This window comes from Xanthomonas floridensis (assembly GCF_001642575.1).
GTDB lineage: Bacteria > Pseudomonadota > Gammaproteobacteria > Xanthomonadales > Xanthomonadaceae > Xanthomonas > Xanthomonas floridensis.
Window position 1 is genome coordinate 19,858 of record NZ_LXNG01000028.1, and the last position, 19,284, is coordinate 39,141.

16 protein-coding genes and 1 tRNA gene are annotated in these 19,284 nt (G+C 65.9%); 12 read left to right on the top strand and 5 right to left on the bottom strand.

Features of this window, described 5'->3' with window-relative positions; translation table 11 throughout:
• Window positions 1–60: 60 nt before the first annotated feature.
• Window positions 61–1,761: a ShlB/FhaC/HecB family hemolysin secretion/activation protein gene (locus A7D17_RS15875; RefSeq protein WP_064509976.1), complete on the bottom strand. Its 1,701-nt coding sequence runs from the start codon at window positions 1,759–1,761 to the stop codon at window positions 61–63.
• Window positions 1,762–2,487: 726 nt separating this feature from the next.
• Between A7D17_RS15875 and pgaA the strand changes: the two genes are divergently transcribed.
• The 4 genes from pgaA to pgaD are packed head-to-tail and all read left to right on the top strand — an operon-like array spanning window position 2,488 to window position 8,026.
• On the top strand, window positions 2,488–4,446 hold the full coding sequence (pgaA, locus tag A7D17_RS15880; protein ID WP_064509977.1) for a poly-beta-1,6 N-acetyl-D-glucosamine export porin PgaA: 1,959 nt from the start codon (window positions 2,488–2,490) through the stop codon (window positions 4,444–4,446).
• The gene (gene pgaB, locus A7D17_RS15885) at window positions 4,428–6,326 is read left to right on the top strand and encodes a poly-beta-1,6-N-acetyl-D-glucosamine N-deacetylase PgaB (protein ID WP_064509978.1); all 1,899 of its coding nucleotides are present in this window, start codon (window positions 4,428–4,430) and stop codon (window positions 6,324–6,326) included. The genes pgaA and pgaB overlap by 19 nt, the downstream gene beginning before the upstream one ends.
• A 3-nt stretch (window positions 6,327–6,329) precedes the next feature.
• Entirely contained in the window at window positions 6,330–7,583 is a 1,254-nt protein-coding gene (pgaC, locus tag A7D17_RS15890) for a poly-beta-1,6-N-acetyl-D-glucosamine synthase (RefSeq protein ID WP_064509979.1), read from the top strand.
• On the top strand, window positions 7,580–8,026 hold the full coding sequence (pgaD, locus tag A7D17_RS15895; RefSeq protein WP_064509980.1) for a poly-beta-1,6-N-acetyl-D-glucosamine biosynthesis protein PgaD: 447 nt from the start codon (window positions 7,580–7,582) through the stop codon (window positions 8,024–8,026). The genes pgaC and pgaD overlap by 4 nt, the downstream gene beginning before the upstream one ends.
• Window positions 8,027–8,304: 278 nt before the next feature.
• Here pgaD and A7D17_RS15900 read toward each other — a convergent pair.
• A tRNA-Arg gene (locus A7D17_RS15900) sits at window positions 8,305–8,381 on the bottom strand.
• A 133-nt stretch (window positions 8,382–8,514) separates the two neighbouring features.
• Here A7D17_RS15900 and amaB point away from each other — a divergent pair.
• The 8 genes from amaB (at window position 8,515) to A7D17_RS15940 (ending at window position 16,881) form a co-directional block, all read left to right on the top strand.
• Window positions 8,515–10,047 (top strand): L-piperidine-6-carboxylate dehydrogenase, encoded by a 1,533-nt coding sequence (gene amaB / locus A7D17_RS15905; protein ID WP_064509981.1) that lies wholly within the window; start codon window positions 8,515–8,517, stop codon window positions 10,045–10,047.
• 401 nt (window positions 10,048–10,448) lie between these two features.
• Window positions 10,449–10,733 (top strand): DUF4190 domain-containing protein, encoded by a 285-nt coding sequence (locus tag A7D17_RS15910; RefSeq protein WP_064509982.1) that lies wholly within the window; start codon window positions 10,449–10,451, stop codon window positions 10,731–10,733.
• A 2-nt stretch (window positions 10,734–10,735) separates the two neighbouring features.
• Complete coding sequence (locus tag A7D17_RS15915; RefSeq protein WP_064509983.1) at window positions 10,736–11,503, top strand: class I SAM-dependent methyltransferase; 768 nt, start codon at window positions 10,736–10,738, stop codon at window positions 11,501–11,503.
• A 5-nt stretch (window positions 11,504–11,508) separates the two neighbouring features.
• Window positions 11,509–12,564 (top strand): quinone-dependent dihydroorotate dehydrogenase, encoded by a 1,056-nt coding sequence (locus A7D17_RS15920; RefSeq protein WP_064509984.1) that lies wholly within the window; start codon window positions 11,509–11,511, stop codon window positions 12,562–12,564.
• Entirely contained in the window at window positions 12,561–13,613 is a 1,053-nt protein-coding gene (gene murB / locus A7D17_RS15925) for a UDP-N-acetylmuramate dehydrogenase (RefSeq protein ID WP_064509985.1), read from the top strand. The genes A7D17_RS15920 and murB overlap by 4 nt, the downstream gene beginning before the upstream one ends.
• Window positions 13,607–14,518: a DMT family transporter gene (locus A7D17_RS15930; RefSeq protein WP_064509986.1), complete on the top strand. Its 912-nt coding sequence runs from the start codon at window positions 13,607–13,609 to the stop codon at window positions 14,516–14,518. The genes murB and A7D17_RS15930 overlap by 7 nt, the downstream gene beginning before the upstream one ends.
• A gap of 205 nt (window positions 14,519–14,723) precedes the next feature.
• On the top strand, window positions 14,724–15,401 hold the full coding sequence (locus tag A7D17_RS15935; RefSeq protein ID WP_082862064.1) for an amino acid racemase: 678 nt from the start codon (window positions 14,724–14,726) through the stop codon (window positions 15,399–15,401).
• 163 nt (window positions 15,402–15,564) lie between these two features.
• Window positions 15,565–16,881 (top strand): MFS transporter, encoded by a 1,317-nt coding sequence (locus A7D17_RS15940; protein ID WP_064509987.1) that lies wholly within the window; start codon window positions 15,565–15,567, stop codon window positions 16,879–16,881.
• A gap of 93 nt (window positions 16,882–16,974) precedes the next feature.
• On the opposite strand, the gene A7D17_RS15945 is transcribed toward A7D17_RS15940, so the two are convergent.
• From A7D17_RS15945 to A7D17_RS15955, 3 genes are all read right to left on the bottom strand, one after another.
• Window positions 16,975–17,400, bottom strand: a complete 426-nt coding sequence (locus A7D17_RS15945; RefSeq protein ID WP_064509988.1) for a cupin domain-containing protein — start codon at window positions 17,398–17,400, stop codon at window positions 16,975–16,977.
• A 273-nt stretch (window positions 17,401–17,673) separates the two neighbouring features.
• On the bottom strand, window positions 17,674–18,372 hold the full coding sequence (locus A7D17_RS15950; RefSeq protein ID WP_064509989.1) for a phosphatase PAP2 family protein: 699 nt from the start codon (window positions 18,370–18,372) through the stop codon (window positions 17,674–17,676).
• A partial coding sequence (locus tag A7D17_RS15955) for a flavodoxin-dependent (E)-4-hydroxy-3-methylbut-2-enyl-diphosphate synthase (protein WP_064509991.1) occupies window positions 18,353–19,284 on the bottom strand: 932 nt, incomplete at its 5' end. The genes A7D17_RS15950 and A7D17_RS15955, both read right to left, overlap by 20 nt.

Genomic DNA, 19,284 nt, shown 5'->3' on the forward strand with positions numbered 1-19,284 from the left:
TCGCCGCCCGCAGGCGTCATCAATCAACAAGCGCGCCGCCGACTGGCCGCGCGGTCCATGTCAAAACTGGTAGATCACACGCATGCCGTAGGCCGGCTGCGCAGTTCCAAATCCATCGGGCCGGTGGATGGCCCAACCGGCGAATGCATCGACGCTGGCGCCCAACCAGCCGCCGCGCAGCCCCACCGCGCCACCGACCAGACTGCGGCTGCGCAGCCCGCTGGCGCTGGTGCCATCGATGCGGCCTGCATCCAGTCCCAGGTAAGGCGTCAGCCCGATCCGCTGCACCGGAAAGCTCACGGTATTGCGCCAGTACGCACCTTTCTCTGCACCCAGCGTGGCTTCACCATCGAAGCCACGTACGCTGTAGCGGCCGCCGATGGTGAAGAATTCAGAACCAAGCAACAGTTCGCCAGCCGTCTGCGCACGCAGGCTGCTCTCCCAGGCCATCGGCACCGGGCCAAGCTTGAAGGGCAGCGCGGTACTGATGTCCAGCGTGGTGACGCCATAGCGGAAGGTCGGAAACCCGATGTCTGGGTCGTATCCGGTCCACTGGCTGTTGAACCAGGGCGTTCCGCGCCGGTGGGCGATACGCGCATCCAGTTGCATGGCGCCGAGATAGCGACGGTGCGTGAAATAGAATTCCGCGCTACTGGTATCGCGCCGCTGGATCCCGATCTCCACGCCATCCAGATAACTGCGTGCGCGGCGCCGGCCGATGGTCATGCCAGCCGAGGTCTTGCTGGTGCCGTCACGGTGCAGCACGCGCTGGATATCCAGCTGGGCATTGCTGGATTCGCCGCTGGACCGGAAGGTCTGCAGGAAGCCATCCACGCGTTGGTGATACCGATACGACGACGCCGACAAGGCGAATGTCCACCAACCCCAGGGCAGGCTGTAGCTCAGGCTGTTACCGCGGGTACCGCGCTCTTCGTCGCGCGTGGCCAGATCGTGGCTATAGCCCACGCTGAGTAGATCATTGAGTCCCAGTGGATTGTCCAGCGAAAGATCCAGCCCACCCTGCACACGGCCCGTGGCCTCCACACCCGAATCCTCAGCGTTGACCACACCGCGCCAACGCCGGCCGTGCTGCAAGGTGATCACCAGATCCGAGTCGCCTGGCGCCTCGCCCGGCGCGATGTCGATCTTGGCGTCCTGTGATGGCAGGCGCTTGAACTGCTCCACGGCTTGTTCGATTGCGCGCAGATCCAACAGGTCCCCGCTGCGTAACGGCAAGGCCGTCTTCCAGTGCGCGCCATCGGTATCGGAGACCACACGCACCGCACGCAGACGTCCGGGCATCAATTCGAAACGTAGTTCTCCACGCGACAGATCCTGCTCGGGCACCCCGATACGGGTGGTGACAAAACCACGTGCCACCAGGCGATCCAATGCGCGGCGGCGAATGATGTCGATCCCCGCGCGGCCAATGCAGCGGCCCTCATAACGACGCAAGGATTTCCACAACCAGGCAAAACGGTCCGCTGCATCGCCCGCACCGGACAGGCGCACGCGCGTGATGGCAAAGCACAGCTCTTCCGTGGGCAATGCAGTGCTACGCGCGTCCACGCGGTCGGCGTCCTCGCGCGGGCCGGCGAAGGGCGCCTGGCGCTCCTGCTCCTGCCGACGCTGGATCTCTTCGGCCTGGCGCAGTTGTTCCTGCCGATCCAGGCTGGAAGGTGCCGATTGTTGGGCAGCCGCCAGCCCGGCGACCGCCCATAGACAAGCCGCCAGCGCCAGCGGCGCCGATCGCATCCACATCTGTCATGCCCCCTGTGCAACGGTCACGCCGTGACATGCCGTTACTCGCACCACCGCGCCTGGCCGCCAAAACGGCGACGCAACCCGTCAGCGCGGCGAGTGCTGCGGGACTTTGCTGTAGCGTTAACGGAACGTCAACGCTTGCTGTAGGGGCCACCCTGTAAGAAAAACCCGACAATCGGCCTTATGTGATGAGCATCACTAAAATAGTTGAGTGTGCTGGAAGCGAGGCTGCGTGAATCGGTCCGTCGAGGCGACTTATTGACGGCAAGTTCGGTCAACGGGCAGTTAAGACGCTAATTTTAGAAATGCCTCAATAGGCATAACAAATTCTGGGAGTGACGAACCGCCAGGGCCGCACCCTACTCGCCATCCTTTCCATCCAGGAAGATGCGCATGCCACTAATGGCGGAGAACCACGCTACGCACTCAGCGAAATCGTGCTCGCTTACCAAGCAGCTTCAGCCGATGAACATCTCATCAACACCGTGACGACGTCATCTTTACAACGGCATACGCAGTATCGCCGATCCTCATAGCCGGGATCGCTAGTGACTTCTTTTCCCCACACGCTTGCACAAGCACGTGCAGCGCGGTCGCCCTGACCTCACAGGCGCACTCACTCCCCTGCTTGGCCTCGCGTTGTTTGCCCTGTGTGCGCCCCCGGCGCGCAGTGGTGAAGTGCGGCCTGCGGATGTGACTGACGCCTCCATCGCCCTCACGCCCATGCAGCAGGCCGAGCAATTGCGCGGCCAGCAGCGCTACGCGGACGCATTAGCCATCTACGAGCGGGTGTTGCGTGTGGACCCGCGCGACAAGGGCGCCTATACGATGCGTGCGCTGACGCTCAGCGACCTGGGAAGCGCGCAGCTGGCCGCCGAAGCGGTATGGCGCCATCCCGATTGGTTCTCGCAGCAGGAGCGCGACCGCCTCGAAAACGATCGCGTCGCTCGCATGATTGGCTGGGCCGGTGCCGAACCGATCGATGCGGCGCACCGCTACGCGGAGACCGATCAGGCATTGGTCACAATGGCGCGTATCGAACGCAGTGCACCACCGCAGGTGGCCAGCGAAGCGACGCGGTTGCGCGTCGATCGCCTGATCGCACTCAATCAGCGCCAGCGCCACCGCGATGTAGTGGCCGGATATCAAGCGTTGCGAGCGCAGGGTATCGACGTCCCGACGTATGTGCTTGCCACGGTGGGCGATTCGTTGATGGGCCTGCGCCGCCCTGCCGAGGCCGAAATCGTGCTGCGGCAGGCGCTGCAGCACAGCTCGGACGATTTCAACACACAGGTCCTGCTCGGCTACGCCTTGCTTGAGCAGGAGCGCTTCGATGCAGCGCTGCCGCTGTTCGAACGGCTGGCTGCCACCCAGGCACCCTGGCCGCGGCGAGCCGGCGCCACCAGTGGCTACGAAAACTGGGACCGCTTCAGCGCCGACATTGCACTGGCCACCGCGCGTTCCGCGGCCAACGACAACCGTCATGCCGAACGCCTGCTGCGCGAACGTGCAGCCATCGGTCCAGACAATGCCGAATTGCAGGCAGCGCTGGCCTCGATCCAGGCGCGTCGCGGGCACACCACGCAGGCCCTGCAGCGCAATCGGGTTGCGCTGACGCTGGATCCGCATCAGAAACAGGCGCGTAGCGGCATGGTCGAAACCCAGCGCGACCTGGACCGACTGGATCTGGCCGATGCGCAGTTCAAGACCTTGCGCACCGAGTATCCCGATGACGTTGGCCTGCAACGGCTGGGCGCATCGCTGCAGCGCCAACGCGGCTGGCAGATGCATCTGAGCCATGCATGGGGACGCAGCGAGAACGACAGCCGCGCCACATCGATCTCGCCGCTCGGCAATCATTTCGGCAGCACCTTGCTGGAAGCAGAGTCGCCGTTGCTCGGCGAGCGCTGGCGTGTCGGCCTGCGTGCCCGCGACGACTGGGCCGACTTTCAGGACACCCGCGTGCGCTACCGCAGTTTCTGGCTGGGCACGCATTACCGCTACAACCGCCTGGATGTCAGCGCCTATGGCGGCCGCGCACTGGATGATTTCGACCGTGATGGCACCGCGTGGGCATTGGACGCCGGATGGCGTTTTTCCGATGCGTGGTATGGCAGCGTTGCCTGGCGGACACGCGACCCGGAGGCCTCGTTGCAAGCGCGTCGCCTGGGCATCACCGCCGACAGCATCGGCGCCACCGCGCGTTGGACACCCAGCGATGAAAGCCGCTGGGAACTGCAGGCGCGCCAGTTGCGCTACAGCGATGGTAACCGGCGCGATCAGCTCGACCTCTCCGGCAGCCAGCGCCTGTGGGCACGCCCGCATGTGCTGGTCGATGGCGTGTTCGCTGCATCCGCCGGGCGCGCCGAAGACGACCGCGTTGTCGATTACTTCAACCCACGCCGCAGCGCAGGCATGGCCGCGGGTGTACGCATCGAACAGATCGGCTGGCGCCGCTACGACTACGCGTTTCGGCAGCGCCTGGAAGTCACCGCCGGACCGACCTATCAATCGGGCTTTGGCAGCCAATGGGTGCCTGCAGCTGCGTATCGGCACCTGTGGTCGCTGGGCGACGGCAGCGCGTTGACGTATGGCGTGAGCTGGTCGCGCCCGGTCTATGACGGTCGGCGCGAACACCAACTTGGACTGGACCTGGATTTCCGATGGGGAGGTACGCCGTGATCCGCCCGCTGCTGTTGCTGCTCGCGCTGCTGTTGATGACTTTCGCGTCGTCGGCGCAGGCGGGGCTGCTGGTGCTCAGCTACCACGATATTCGCGACGACGTCGCCGCCAAGGGCGACCCGGATCGCTACGCGGTGTCCACCAGCAACTTCGCTGCGCATCTGGACTGGCTGCGCTCGCATGCGTACCACCCGGTAAGCGTGCAGCAGGTGCTGGATGCACGCGCCGGCCGGCGCCCCCTGCCCTCGCGTCCGGTGCTGCTCACCTTCGACGATGGCCTGCGCAGCGTCTATACGCGGGTATTTCCGCTACTGCAGGCCTATGGCTACCCCGCACTGGTTGCGCCGGTGACCAGTTGGGTCGAATTGCCTGCAGGCAGGGTCGTCCCCTATGGCCCACGCGATTTCACTCAAGACGATTTCGTCACCTGGGCACAACTGCGCGAGATGCAGGACAGCGGCCTGGTGGAAATCGGCTCGCATAGCGACGACCTGCACAAGGGCATTGCCGGCAATCCGTTCGGTAATCAGACCCCTGCTGCGGTCACACGGTTGTGGGATGCGCGCAGCGGCTACGAAGACGAAGCAGACTATCGCCAGCGCATCGAAACCGATCTGCGGCATAGCCGCGATGCCATCGTGGCGCATCTGGGCAAACCGCCGCGTGCGATGGTATGGCCGTATGCCGCCTACAACCGCGCCAGCAATGCCATTGCCGCGCAGCTGGGGATGACGCTGAGTTTCGACCTGGAAGGCCGCTCGCACGAAGCCGATATCGGCCAGCAAGGCCGCGACCGCGTGGATGGGCAATCGTTGGCCAGCCTCGGGCGCCTGCTGTTGTTCAACAACCCAGACGTACGCGACCTGGCCGGCGAACTGCGCCGCGATCTGTCGCGCGATGGGTTGCGCGCCATCCAGATCGACCTGGATTACGTCTACGACCCGGACCCGGCACAGTTGGCGCGCAACCTCGACATCCTGGTTCAGCGCGTCAAGGACATCGGCCCGAGCCACGTCTTCCTGCAGGCCTTTGCCGACCCGGATGGCGACGGCGCAGCCGATGCGCTGTATTTCCCCAACCGGCATCTGCCGATGCGCGCGGACCTGTTCGGGCGCGTGGCCTGGCAGCTACGCACCCGCGCCGGTGTGCGTGTGTTCGCCTGGTTGCCAGTGCTCGGCTTCCATCTGCCCGATGCGCAGCAACAGGCTGCATTGCAGATCCGCGGCAACGATCCCAAGGACGTGCCGCGGCTGGATCCGGGCAATCCGCGCACGCGCGCTCTGGTGGCCGACGTCTACGAAGACCTTGCCGCCAATGCCTATTTCGAAGGGCTGCTCTTCCACGACGATGCCTATCTGCGCGATGACGAACTGCCGGACTATGGCAATGGCGATCCCGCCAAGCGCACCCAGGCGCTGATCGGCTTCACCCAGCAGCTGAAGACCGCCGCCGAACGCTGGCGCCCCAAGCTGGTGACAGTGCGCAACCTGTTCGCGCAACCGGTGCTGGAGCCGCACAGCGAAGCCTGGTTCGCACAACGGCTGGACGCGTTCACTGCCGCGTACGACTACACCGCGTTGATGGCGATGCCGTACATGGAAAAGGCCGACGACCCTCGGCAGTGGTTGAGCCAGTTGGCCAAGCGCGTCGGCGAAAACCCGCATGGCTTCGACAAGACCATCTTTGAACTGCAGACGGTCGATTGGCGTACCGGCAAGCCCTTGGACGATGGCGTGCTGCTTGCGCACAGCCAGTTGCTGCTGGCCGCAGGTGTGCGCCACCTGGCGTATTACCCGGACGATTTCATTGGCGGCCATCCGTCTCTGCCCGAAGCGCGCGAGGCCATCTCGGCCCGCCAATTCCCCTATATCGAGCGATGACCGATGACGACCAGCCTCTTACTGGCCGCCCTGTTCAATTTTGCGTTTTTCTACCCGATCATCATGGCGTTCTTCTGGATGATCGGCGGCATCTACTACTACCTGCGGCGCGAACGCGGCACGCCCGGCCCGTCCAAGCCCCCACCGATGGCCAGCGAACCGTTCGTGTCGCTGCTGATGCCCTGCTACAACGAAGCCAAGCACGTCGCCGAAACCATTGCGGCGATGAGCGCGCAGAACTATGCGGATTACGAGATCATCGCGATCAACGACGGCAGCACCGACCGCACCGCCGAAATGCTGGACGACCTCACGCACCACTACCCGCGCTTGCGCGTGGTGCATTTGGAGCAAAACCACGGCAAAGCCAACGCGCTGCGGGTCGGCACGCTGGCGGCGCGTTCGGATTACCTGGTGTGCGTGGATGCCGACGCGATTCTCGACCCCAACGCCACCCGCTGGATGGTGGGCCACCTGGTGGCTGGTCCGCGCGTGGGTGGCGTCACCGGTAATCCGCGCGTGCGCAATCGCACCACCCTGATGGGCCGCATGCAGGTAGGCGAGTTCTCCGCCATCGTCGGCCTGATCAAGCGGGCACAGCGCGTCTACGGCCGCCTGTTCACGGTGTCTGGTGTGATCTGCGCGTTTCGTCGCTCTGCCCTGCATCACGTTGGATTCTGGTCCGACAGCATGGTCACCGAGGACATCGACATCTCCTGGCGGCTGCAGCTTGACGGTTGGGATATCCGCTACGAGCCCAATGCCTTGTGCTGGATCCTGATGCCGGAAACCTTTCGCGGCCTGTGGATGCAGCGCCTGCGCTGGGCGCGTGGCGGCGTGGAGGTATTGCTGAGCCATGGACGGCGCGCACTCGGCTGGCGTAGCCGGCGCATGTGGGGCGTGTTGCTGGAATACGCACTGAGCCTGATCTGGGCCTACGTGATGCTCTTCATCATCGTGCTGTGGGCGCTTGGCAAGTTCATCGCGATGCCGCCCGCGTTGTATGTCGACACCATCCTGCCGCGTTGGCATGGACTGGTACTGGCGGTGGTCTGCCTGCTGCAGTTCGGCACCAGCCTGCTGATCGAGCGACGCTACGAAAAAGGCCTGGCACGCCAGTTCTTCTGGGTGATCTGGTATCCCGCTGCCTTCTGGATGATCGGCATGTTCACCGCCGTCATCGCCTTCCCTCGCGCGCTCATCGCCCGTCGCAACACGCGCGCCCGCTGGAAAAGTCCCGACCGAGGAATCCAATGACACCGCCCATCATCAACCTGCCGCAACGCCTCGGCCGCTCGCGCCGCCTCGCCTACGGCGCCGCCACCGCCGGCGCCTGGATGGTCTATTTCTATCTCTGGGCACCACTGGCCACGCTGATCGCCTGGTTCTTCGGCCTGCGCAGCGCGTACACCGAGCTCTACCTGAAACACAACGCCATCGACCCGTTCGCCCTCGGCGCACTGCCGGTGATCGCCCTGATGGCGGCCATCACCACCGTCGGCTGGGCCGAATACAACCGCCTGCGCTTCGCCAATGCCGACAAGCGCAAGCGCCCGCGCACCGTACCCGAACCCGAAGTCGACCAACGCCTGGGCGCCACCGAACAACTCGGCCCCCTGCTTCGCCACAGCCGCATTTCGACAGTGTCGATGGACAAGTTCGCACGGCCAGTGGGGGTGCGGGTGGTACGGCACCGGTGACACGAGGGAACTGCGGGAGTCGATTTCCCGGCAGAAGCGGACGGCTTTTGCGAAAGCCACCTCGGAGCTCGGGCTGTTTGCATGGGTCATCGACCCCCGACGGCAACAAGGCAGAGTTGTGGCAGGCGACGTGAGACCCATCCAATGACCTGGGAAAGGATGCGCACACCTCTGCGGACACAGTGCCCCCAGTGCCCTGGCCTTCCTCACTACGGGAGCGAGCCGGCTCACACCGCCCAGCTGGCTTATGCAGACATCGGGAACAGAAACTCTCGGTCTGGTGACCCCGGCCCGATTCGAACGGGCGACCTTCCCCTTAGGAGGGGGACGCTCTATCCAGCTGAGCTACGGGGCCAAGGGCGGCATTGTCGCATGTTCAGCCAGCTTGCCAAGCCGGCCGGGGGTGGGTGGAGCCTGCTAAAATCGGCGGCTACCCGTGTCGCGGGGCCCCTGGCCGCCGCGCGACCGTCCCGACCTTTGGAGATCCCATGTCCGCTGACCTGCTCAAGGCGCTCGACCTCGCCGCGTCCAATTCCGGTACCTATCTCGGCGAGGCGACCTGGTCGCAAGCCACCGGCGCCGGGGTGCTGCAGCCGCTCAATCCGACCACCAACGCGGTGATCGCCGAGGTGCAGGCGACCACGCCGGAAGACTACGAGCTGATCGTCCAGCGTGCGCAGGCGGCCTTCAAGGTATGGCGGACCACGCCGGCGCCGCGTCGTGGCGAAGCCGTTCGTCTGTGTGGCGAAGCGCTGCGCAAGCACAAGGATGCGCTCGGTTCGCTGGTGGCCCTGGAAATGGGCAAGAGCAAGCCCGAGGGCGACGGCGAAGTGCAGGAGATGATCGACATCGCCGACTTTGCCGTGGGCCAGAGCCGCATGCTCTATGGCTACACCATGCATTCGGAGCGCCCTGGCCATCGCATGTACGAGCAGTACCAGCCGCTGGGGCTGGTGGGCATCATCAGCGCGTTCAACTTCCCGGTGGCGGTGTGGGCGTGGAATGCGTTTTTGGCGGCGATTTGCGGCGATATCTGCATCTGGAAGCCGTCCAACAAGACCCCGCTGACCGCGATCGCCACGATGAAGATCTGCAATGCGGCATTGAAAGACGCCGGTTTCCCGGACATCTTCTTCCTGATCAACGATGCCGGCACTTCGCTGTCGGAAAAGCTGGTCGAAGACACCCGCATCCCGCTGATCAGCTTCACCGGTTCCACCCAGATCGGGCGCGTGGTCGCTGAAAAGGTCGCCCACCGCCTGGGCCGCTGCCTGCTGGAGTTGGGTGGCAATAACGCCATCATCCTGGACGAAACCGCCGACCTGAAGCTGGCGATTCCCGGCATCGTGTTCGGTGCGGTCGGCACCGCCGGCCAGCGCTGCACCACCACGCGCCGGCTGATCGTGCACGACTCCATCTACGACAACGTGCTGGCCACGCTGGTCAAGGCGTACAAGCAGCTCGACAGCAAAATCGGCGACCCCACCGACCCGGCAAACCTGATGGGCCCGCTCAACAGCCAGGGCGCGGTGGAACAGTTTCTGGCCTCGATCGCCAAGGCCAGGGCCGCTGGCGGCACGGTGGAAGTGGGCGGTACGGCGATCGATCGCCCTGGCAACTTCGTGCTGCCGGCGATCGTCACCGGGCTGCAGAACAGCGACGCGGTGGTGCAGCACGAAACCTTCGCGCCGATCCTGTACGTGATGAAGTACAGCACACTCGATGAGGCGATCGATCTGCAGAACGGCGTGCCGCAGGGGCTGTCGTCGTCGATCTTCACCCAGAACCTCAAAGCGGCCGAGAAGTTCCTGTCCGCTGCGGGCAGCGACTGCGGCATCGCCAACGTCAACATCGGCACCTCGGGTGCGGAGATCGGCGGCGCGTTCGGTGGCGAGAAGGAAACCGGCGGCGGTCGCGAATCCGGCTCGGATGCATGGAAGGTCTACATGCGCCGCCAGACCAACACCATCAACTACTCCGATTCGTTGCCGCTGGCCCAGGGCATCAAGTTCGATCTGTGATGTAGGGACTGCGCGCCGGACACTGCCCCGGCGCGTGGGCTTGCCTGCAGCGCGCGCGCAGCACGCCTTGCTGCCTCGCGCTGCCGGGATGCGGGGATGCGGGGATGCCGGGATGCCGGGATGCCGGGATGCCGGGATGCTGGAGCACCAGGCCATCGTGCTGATGCCAGGGCGGGCCGTCGAAACAGGCCGCGGCAACCTGTCACCACCCCTGCCCGACCATGCTCCAGGCCATGAACCACGCGCTCGCACAGCGCCGCCGTCGCTCCCCACTGCCCTCCCAACCGCTTGAATCCGGCCATCGGCCACGGTTCGCCTCAACCGGCACGCCTTTTGGCCGGCCGCTCTGGGATAATCGGGCGACGCCAGCCGCCGGCTGCGGGCCCTTCAAGGAGTTCATGATGAACGTTGTCGTTCGACAGACCAGCGCCATGGCCATCGTCAGCCTGGTGGCCGGCATTCTCGGCTGGACGTTGATTCCCTTCCTCGGCAGCATCTGCGCCATCATCACCGGCCATCTGGCGCGGGCGGAAATCCGCCGTAATCCGCAGGGCCTGGACGGCGACGGGCTGGCGATCGGCGGGCTGATCCTGGGCTGGCTGGCGTTAGCGCTGTGGGTGCTGGGCGTTGCGGTTTTTATTCTTTTCTTTGGCGGCATGGCGTGGCTGGCGGCCGCCAACAGTTGAGCATGGCCGCGCCCTCCTCGGCACAGCGCTTCAATGACCGGGTAGCGGCGTATGTGCGCTACCGGCCGGGTTACCCGCCGCAGCTGCTGCGCTGGCTGCACGACGAGCTGGGCGTCACTCCCGCCACGCCGGTGGCCGATATCGGTGCCGGCACCGGCATCTCCAGCCGCCTGTTCCTGGAGGCCGGCTACTCGGTCACCGCAGTGGAACCGAACCCGGCCATGCGCGCCGCCGCGCAACAATGGCTGGCCGAATTCGGCAGCTTCCAGGCCATCGACGGCACCGCCGAGGCCACCGGGCTGGCCGATACCAGCGTTGGCCTGGTATCGGCAGCGCAGGCCTTCCACTGGTTCGACACCCAGGCCGTACGCCGCGAGTGGGCACGTATCCTGCAGCCCGGCGGCCTGGCGGTGGTGTACTGGAACTCGCGCGAACTGGACTCCACCGCGTTCCTGCGCGGCTACGAACAGCTGCTGCTGGACTACGGCACCGACTATTCGGCGGTGGCAGAACGCTACCAGGACGATGCGACCATGCAGGCCTGGTTCGGCGATGGATTCCGGGCGATGGCACGCTTTCCCAATGTACAGCGGCTGGATTTCGACGCCTTGCGTGGCCGCCTGCTGTCCTCGTCGTATGCGCCGCTGGCGCACGATGTACGGCACGCGCCGATGCTGGCCGCGCTGCGCGCCCTGTTCGACGCGTACGCGCACGACGGGGTGATCGACTTTCATTACCAGACCCGCATTTTCGCCGGGAGTTTGAACTGACCCGCATGTATTCGCTTGCCCGCCCCTTGCTGTTTTTCCTCGATGCCGAACGCGCCCATGCGCTGGCCTTGCGCTCCATTGATACCGCCTACCGCACCGGCACCATGGCGCTGCTGGCCAAGCGCCCGGTGCCACTGCCGACGCCCGCGTTCGGGCTGATGTTCCCCAATCCGGTCGGGCTTGGCGCCGGGCTGGACAAGAATGGCGAACATATCGACGCGCTGATGGCGCTGGGGTTCGGCTTCGTCGAGATCGGCACGGTGACGCCGCGTGCGCAGGAGGGCAACCCCAAGCCGCGCATGTTCCGGCTGCCCGAGTACCAGGCGGTGATCAACCGCATGGGCTTCAACAACCTGGGCGTGGATGCGCTGGTGGCCAATGTGCAGCGCGCGCGCCGCCGCGGCGGCCTGCTCGGCATCAACATCGGCAAGAACAAGGACACCCCCAACGAAGAGGCCACCAGCGATTACCGCTACTGCATGGAGCGGGTGTACCCGCTGGCCGACTACATCACCGTCAACATTTCCTCGCCCAATACCGCCGGCCTGCGCGAACTGCAGGAAGAACAGGCGCTGCGCCGCCTGATCGCAGACCTGCGCGAAACCCAGGAAGCCCTGGGCGCGCAGCACGGCAAACGCGTGCCGATGCTGGTGAAGGTAGCGCCGGATCTCAACGACCGCGACATCGATGCGGCCGCGCGCGTGCTGGCCGACCTGGCGGTGGATGGCGTGATCGCCACCAATACCACGGTCACGCGCACCTTGATCGCCAATCATCCGTTGGCCGCGGAAGCCGGCGGCCTGTCGGGCGCGCCGTTGCTGGGGCAATCCACTCTGGTGCTGCGCCGCCTGCGCGCACGCCTGCCCGAATCGATTCCGTTGATCGGCGTGGGCGGCATCACCTCCGGCGCTGATGCAGTAGCCAAGATGGCCGCGGGCGCGAGCCTGGTGCAGTGCTATAGCGGGCTGGTGTATCGCGGGCCGCCACTGATCGGCGAATGCGTCGATGCCATCCGCCGCCGCCGCGAGGCGCCCAGCGGCGGCGCGGTGTCGCCGTTATGAGCGCTGCCGTGCAACCGGGCTGGCGCCTGAGTGAACACGCGTCGCTGCATGCGTTGAACACGTTCCATGTGCAGGCCACGGCGCGCTGGCTGTTGCATATCCACACACCCGAGGCCATGCCACAGGCGTTGTCAGCGGCGCAGATCGCGGGCGAACCGCTGCTGGTGCTGGGCAGCGGCAGCAACGTCTTGCTGGCCGGCGACCCGCCGGGCTGCGTGCTGTGTTTCGAAAACCGCGATATCGCCATCATTGCGCACCATGCCGACCATGCCATCGTGCGTGCCGGCGCTGGCGTGAACTGGCATGCGCTGGTGCTGTATTCGCTGCAGCAGGGTCTGTCTGGCCTGGAGAACCTGGCGCTGATACCCGGCACGGTGGGTGCCAGCCCGATCCAGAACATCGGCGCGTACGGCGCGCAGGTGGGCGACTTCATCCACGCGGTGGAGGCCTTCGACCGGCAGGGCCAGCAGTTCGTGCGGCTGGGTGCGGACGACTGCGCGTTCGGTTACCGCGACAGCGTGTTCAAGCAGCAGCCCGAGCGCTACCTGATCGTGGCGGTGGAGTTCAACCTGCCGCTGTTGCACGAACTGCGGCTGGACTATGCCGGCATCCGCGAGGAGCTGGCCCGCATGGGAGCCGAGCTGGCCGGTGCAGCGGATGTGGCGCAGGCGGTGATCAATATCCGCCGGCGCAAGCTGCCGGACCCGGACGTGCTGGGCAATGCCGGCAGTTTCTTCAAGAACCCGCTGCTGCCAAGCGAGCAGATCGCGGCCTTGCAGGCCACCTTTGCCGACATGCCGGTCTACCCCGGCGAACACGCCGGCCAGGGCAAGTTGTCGGCAGCGTGGTTGATCGAGCAATGCGGCTGGAAGGGCCGGCGCGAAGGCGATGCCGGCGTGTCGCCGGATCATGCGCTGGTCCTGGTCAACTACGGCAGCGCCAGCGGCGCGCAGTTGCTCGACGTCGCACGGCGTATCGCCGAATCGGTGCGCGAGCGCTATTCGGTGATCCTGGAACCGGAGCCGCGCATCATCGGAGCGCATTGGTGACGGCATCGCCGGCGCCGGTGCGCGCCGCCGTCTGGATGCTGATCAGCACGCTCGCCTTCGGCCTGATGGCCATCAGCATCCGGTTTGCCTCCGCGCACATTCCGACCACCGAGATCGCGTTCTTCCGCAATGCCTTCGGCTTGCTGGCACTGTTGCCGTTGATCGTGCGTCCGGGCAAGCCGCTGCCACGCACGCGCCAACTGCCGCAGTACTTCGCCCGCACCTTGATCGGCCTGGCCTCGATGCTGTGCGGGTTCTGGGCGATCGGGCACCTGCCGCTGTCGCAGGCAATTTCGCTGTCCTATTCCACGCCCCTGTTCGTCACCGTGCTGGCGGTGGTGTGGCTGCAGGAACAGGTGCGCATGCGGCGCTGGCTGGCGGTGGCAGCGGGCTTCATCGGCGTGCTGGTGATCCTGCGGCCAGGCTCGTCCACGTTCAGCCCGGGCTTGCTGGTGGCGCTGCTGGCCGCGGTGATCAGCGCCATCGTGGCGATCCAGATCAAGCAGCTCTCGCGCAGCGACGACTCCGACACGGTGGTGTTCTACACCTACCTGTTCTGGGTGCCGATGTCGCTGATTCCCGCGCTGTTCCAGTGGAGCTGGCCGCAGGGCGTCGACTGGCTGTGGCTGGTGGCCACCGGCATCTTCGGCACCGCCGGGCAGTTGTTCTGGACCCGCGCACTCAAGCTGGGCGAGGTCTCGGCGCTGCAGCCGATCAGCTTCATGCAATTGCCGCTGGTGGCGCTGCTGGGCTGGTGGTTGTTCGGCGAGGCGATCGAGCGCCACACCCTGATCGGTGCGGCCATCATCATCGGCGCCAACGTCTACATCGCCCATCGCGAAACCGTGCTGGCGCGCCGCGCCGCCACCCATGCGCCGGTGGAGGGGGCAAAGCCGGGCGAGTGACGCAGCAGCGGCGACGCGATACATGTGGGTGTAACGCGCGCCGCCGCACGCTTCACCACGCATTCCACGACTGCAGCGGTCGCGTTGTCGCGCACTGAGCGTTCGTCGGCGGCCTCTCCGTCACTGGGGTCATGCCACCGAGATCGTATGCGACCATGCAGGCGAACCCGCTTGCACCAGGACACTGCACGTGAAAACCATCGGGATGATCGGCGGCATGAGCTGGGAGTCCACCCTGCCCTACTACCGCCATATCAATCAGGCCGTCCGCCGCGAATGTGGCGGGCTGCATTCGGCCCGACTGTTGCTGTACAGCGTCGACTTCCACGATATCGAACGCCTGCAGCACGCCGGCGACTGGGAAGGCGCCGGTCGCGAGATGGCGGCCGCCGCGCGTTCGCTGCACGCTGGCGGCGCGGACTTCATCGTGCTTTGCACCAACACCATGCATTGCGTCGCCGATGCAATCACCGCCGCAACGCCACTGCCCTTGCTGCATATCGCCGATGCCACCGCCGAGGCCTTGCTCGCGGCTGGCATCGCCCGGGTTGGCCTGCTCGGCACGCGCTTCACCATGGAGCAGCCGTTCTATCGCCAGCGGCTGGAGGCACGTGGACTGACGGTGCTCATACCGCCTTCCGATGCGCGCGCGGAACTGCATCGGGTGATCTACCAGGAGCTGTGCCAGGGCGTGATCGATGCAGGATCGCGTCACTCGTTTCGTCAGGTCATGGCCGAACTCGACCGGCAAGGCGCGCAGGCGATCGTCCTGGGTTGCACGGAAATTTCCTTGCTGGTGGATGCCGGCGACTCGGCGCTACCGCTGTTCGATACCACCGTGCTGCATGCCGAAGCAGCGGCGTTGGCCAGCCTGCGCGCCTGATACCGCCACCACGGGCGCAGACACGACGCGTTTACCGAAGTCCCATACGTGCCATCCAGCGCCAGTAGGCAAGCCGCACCTGTCGGCGCGCTAGCATGATGCCTGCACTGGCGACTGCTGCACACGCGCCTGCGCGCCACCACCCGCCACAGGATGTCACGCCTTGAAGACCCATTCGCCCACAGGCATTGCACCGAGGCCGCAGCTCAAACGTGACGACTACAAGACGCTGGCCCTGTCCGCGCTGGGCGGCGCGCTGGAACTGTACGACTTCATCATCTTCATCTTTTTCGCGGCAGTGCTGGGCGGGTTGTTCTTCCCTCCCGGCATCCCCGACTGGATGCGCCAGCTGCAGACCTTCGGCATCTTTGCCGCCGGTTACCTGGTGCGTCCGCTGGGCGGCATGGTGATGGCCCATTTCGGCGACCTGGTCGGTCGCAAGCGCATGTTCGGCTTGAGCCTGCTGTTGATGGCGCTGCCGACGCTGTGCATCGGCTTGCTACCCACCTACGCGCAGATCGGCATTGCGGCGCCGCTGCTGTTGCTGGGCGCGCGCCTGCTGCAGGGCGCCGCCATCGGCGGCGAAGTGCCCAGTGCCTGGGTGTTCGTGGCCGAGCATGTGCCGCCGCAGCGCACCGGGCTTGCCTGCGGCACGCTGACCGCCGGCTTGGCCGGGGGCGTGCTGCTTGGCTCGCTGGGCGCCGGCGCGCTCAACCGCTACTTCACCGCTGCCGAGATCGCCGACTATGCCTGGCGCCTGCCGTTCCTGGCCGGCGGGGTATTCGGGCTGGTATCGGTTTATCTACGGCGCTGGCTGCACGAAACGCCGGTGTTTGCAGAGCTGGTCGCCATGCGGGCGCTGGCGCGCGAGACCCCGCTCAAGCTGGTGCTGCGCGATCATCGCCCCGGCGTCCTGCTGTCGCTGGCACTGACCTGGATGGTGGCCGGCGGCGTGCTGGTGGTGTCGTTGATGACGCCCGGCCTGTTGCAGAGCAGCTATCACTACCCGGCGGCGGTGGCGCTGCAGGCCAACAGCCTGGCGATCGTGCTGCAGGCGCTGGGTTCGGTGGTGGCCGGTACGTTGGCCGACCGCCACGGCAACGGACGCGTGCTGCTCATCGGCAGCCTGTTTCTCGGTGTGGCGGCATGGCTGTTCTATCGCCTGGCCGGCGATCCGCAGCTGGTGTTTCCGCTGTACGCGCTACTGGGCGCGGCACTGGGCATCTTGGGCGTGATCCCGCGCGTCATGGTCGAGGTGTTCCCGCCAGCCGTGCGCCTGTCCGGCGTGTCGTTCGCCTACAACCTGGGCTATGCCGTCTTCGGTGGGCTGACGCCGCTGCTGGTGGTCATGCTGGTCAAGCAGCACCCGATGGGCGCGGGCTATTACGTGATGCTGCTCGCGCTGATCGGCAGCGTGATCGGCCTGCAGCTGCTGCGCCATGCCCCCGCGAAGGATCACTCCCTGCGGGGCCACGCATAGCGTCCATCGCGGCACCCACGCGGACACTGCAGTGCGAGGCAGCCGCTCAACACTGCAATCCAGCGACGCTGCATGCCCGCCCATGTCCCGCCGTCATCCGTGCAGGTGATCCAGCTCAGGCAGCAGCACCACGCTTTCCTGGGTGTTGGGATCGGTGCGGGCCACCAGCACCACCGCTGGCTCTGCCCCATCGTTGTACGGCTGATGCGGCATGCCGGCCGGGATATAGAGAAAATCACCGGCTGCGACCACCTCATGATGTTCCAGTGCCGCGCCGTACCAGACCTTGGACGTGCCGGTCAGCGCATAGATGGCTGTTTCGTGCGCGGCATGCAGGTGTGGCCTGGCAAGACCGCCCGGCGGAATGGTGACCCGGTGCAGGCTCAAACCGGTGGCGCCGGTTGTCTGCGCGGAGATTCCCGACGCATAGAACACGCCCTGCTCTGCCAGCGCCGGGTCGCTGGCGCGCAGCACCCGGCAGGTGGGCGACGCCGTCGCGGTAGGCAACCCTTCGTGCATGCACCTGTCCTCGGTCTTCGGTCGGCTGCAACAGGTCCGGGCAGGCATCGATGGACATGCAATGCGTCTGTCCACCTGCCCGGCACCTGGTTGATAGCCAGGTCAGCCGATCAGGCGGCAACGCTACGCCGCGCCGGGCAGGCGCCCGAACCGGAACGCGAACCGGTGCATCGTCGATGCGAACACGTGGGCCTGTGCGCAGCGGCCGTGCGCGCGGGCGTCAGACACCCATGCCTGCACTGCCTCGGGCATTGCCCAAAGGCCTGGACCTCCTCAGGCCGGCACGCGAACGCGACGCCAATGCGGGCGCCGCGTGCCGCGGAACATCACCAGATACAGGCCGACCACCCAGACCAGCGCCGCCGACCAGCCGCCCAGAATGTCGGAGGGGTAATGCACGCCCAGATAGATGCGCGACACGCCGACCAGCAACGCGAACGCACTGGCCACGATGGTCACCGGCCAGCGCCAGCGGGTGCGCCAGGCCAGTGCGATGACCACTGCCGCCAGCGTCATCGAACCCATCGCGTGGCCGCTGGGAAAGCTGAAAGTGCTTTCCGGCGCGATCGACTCCCACAGGCTGGGCCGGTCGCGCTGAAAGAACTGCTTGGCACCCATGTTGAGCAATGCCGAACCGCCGAAGCCCAGCGCCGCAAAGGCGCCCTCGCGCCAGCGCCGCAGCGCCAGCAGCACCAGCACGATGGCGATATCGGCCGGAATCACGCCGTACTGGTAACCGATCTTGGAGATCACTCCGAAAAATGTATCCAGCGTCGGGGTGGCAATGCTGCGCAGGCTCCACAGCAAGGGTTCGTCGAAATAGAAATTTTCCAGCTCATGCACTTCGTCGGCCAGGTCCACGAACAGACCCAGCGGCACCAGCACGCCAACGAACAACAGCCCCATGCGCCACGCGTTACGGCGCAGCCATACTTTGAATCCGGCCGGCGACTCAGCCGGCGCGGCGGACATAGGTGCGTTCGACGTACTGATCAATCAGTGCGATGAATTCCTGCGCGATGTTCTCGCCACGCAGGGTGACGGTTTTTTCGCCATCCACGAATACTGGAGCGGACGGCGCTTCGCCTGTCCCCGGCAACGAGATGCCGATGTTGGCGTGACGCGATTCGCCCGGCCCGTTGACCACGCACCCCATCACCGCCAGGGTCATGTTCTCCGCGCCGGGGTTGGAGATCTTCCATTCCGGCATGCGCGCACGCACGTGGTTCTGCACCACGCCGGCCAGCTCCTGGAAGAACTCGGAGGTGGTGCGGCCGCAGCCCGGGCACGCGGTGACCATCGGGGTGAACGCGCGCTGCCCGGTGGTCTGCAGCAGCTCCTGCGCCACCACCACTTCCTGGGTGCGCGACTGCCCCGGCTCGGGCGTCAGCGAAATACGGATGGTGTCGCCGATGCCTTCCTGCAGCAGCACGCTCAGCGCTGCTGCCGAGGCCACGATGCCCTTGCTGCCGATGCCGGCTTCGGTCAGGCCAAGATGCAGCGCAAAGTCGCAGCGCGCGGCCATGTCGCGATACACCGCGATCAGCTCCTGCACGCCGGAGACCTTGGCCGACAGGATGATGCGCTCGCGCGGCAAGCCCAGTTCCACCGCCCGCTCGGCCGAATCCACCGCCGAACGGATCAACGCCTCGCGCAGCACGCGGCCGGCGTCCCACGGTGATTCGCGCCGGGAATTTTCGTCCATCAGCTGCGCGGCGAGCGACTGGTCCAGCGACCCCCAGTTGGCACCGATGCGTACCGGCTTGTCGTACCTGATGGCGAATTCGATCAGCTGCCCGAACTGCAGGTCCTTCTTCTTGCCGAAGCCGACGTTGCCCGGGTTGATGCGGTACTTGGCCAACGCTTGCGCACAGGCCGGCTCGG

What these genes read in the sequence shown, in the direction of transcription:
- A7D17_RS15875 (WP_064509976.1), bottom strand. Translation starts at nt 1,761, where the DNA reads ATGTGGATGCGATCGGCGCCGCTGGCGCTGGCGGCTTGTCTATGGGCG.
- pgaA (WP_064509977.1), top strand. Translation starts at nt 2,488, where the DNA reads ATGCAGCAGGCCGAGCAATTGCGCGGCCAGCAGCGCTACGCGGACGCA.
- pgaB (WP_064509978.1), top strand. Translation starts at nt 4,428, where the DNA reads ATGGGGAGGTACGCCGTGATCCGCCCGCTGCTGTTGCTGCTCGCGCTG.
- pgaC (WP_064509979.1), top strand. Translation starts at nt 6,330, where the DNA reads ATGACGACCAGCCTCTTACTGGCCGCCCTGTTCAATTTTGCGTTTTTC.
- pgaD (WP_064509980.1), top strand. Translation starts at nt 7,580, where the DNA reads ATGACACCGCCCATCATCAACCTGCCGCAACGCCTCGGCCGCTCGCGC.
- amaB (WP_064509981.1), top strand. Translation starts at nt 8,515, where the DNA reads ATGTCCGCTGACCTGCTCAAGGCGCTCGACCTCGCCGCGTCCAATTCC.
- A7D17_RS15910 (WP_064509982.1), top strand. Translation starts at nt 10,449, where the DNA reads ATGAACGTTGTCGTTCGACAGACCAGCGCCATGGCCATCGTCAGCCTG.
- A7D17_RS15915 (WP_064509983.1), top strand. Translation starts at nt 10,736, where the DNA reads ATGGCCGCGCCCTCCTCGGCACAGCGCTTCAATGACCGGGTAGCGGCG.
- A7D17_RS15920 (WP_064509984.1), top strand. Translation starts at nt 11,509, where the DNA reads ATGTATTCGCTTGCCCGCCCCTTGCTGTTTTTCCTCGATGCCGAACGC.
- murB (WP_064509985.1), top strand. Translation starts at nt 12,561, where the DNA reads ATGAGCGCTGCCGTGCAACCGGGCTGGCGCCTGAGTGAACACGCGTCG.
- A7D17_RS15935 (WP_082862064.1), top strand. Translation starts at nt 14,724, where the DNA reads ATGATCGGCGGCATGAGCTGGGAGTCCACCCTGCCCTACTACCGCCAT.
- A7D17_RS15945 (WP_064509988.1), bottom strand. Translation starts at nt 17,400, where the DNA reads ATGCACGAAGGGTTGCCTACCGCGACGGCGTCGCCCACCTGCCGGGTG.
- A7D17_RS15950 (WP_064509989.1), bottom strand. Translation starts at nt 18,372, where the DNA reads ATGTCCGCCGCGCCGGCTGAGTCGCCGGCCGGATTCAAAGTATGGCTG.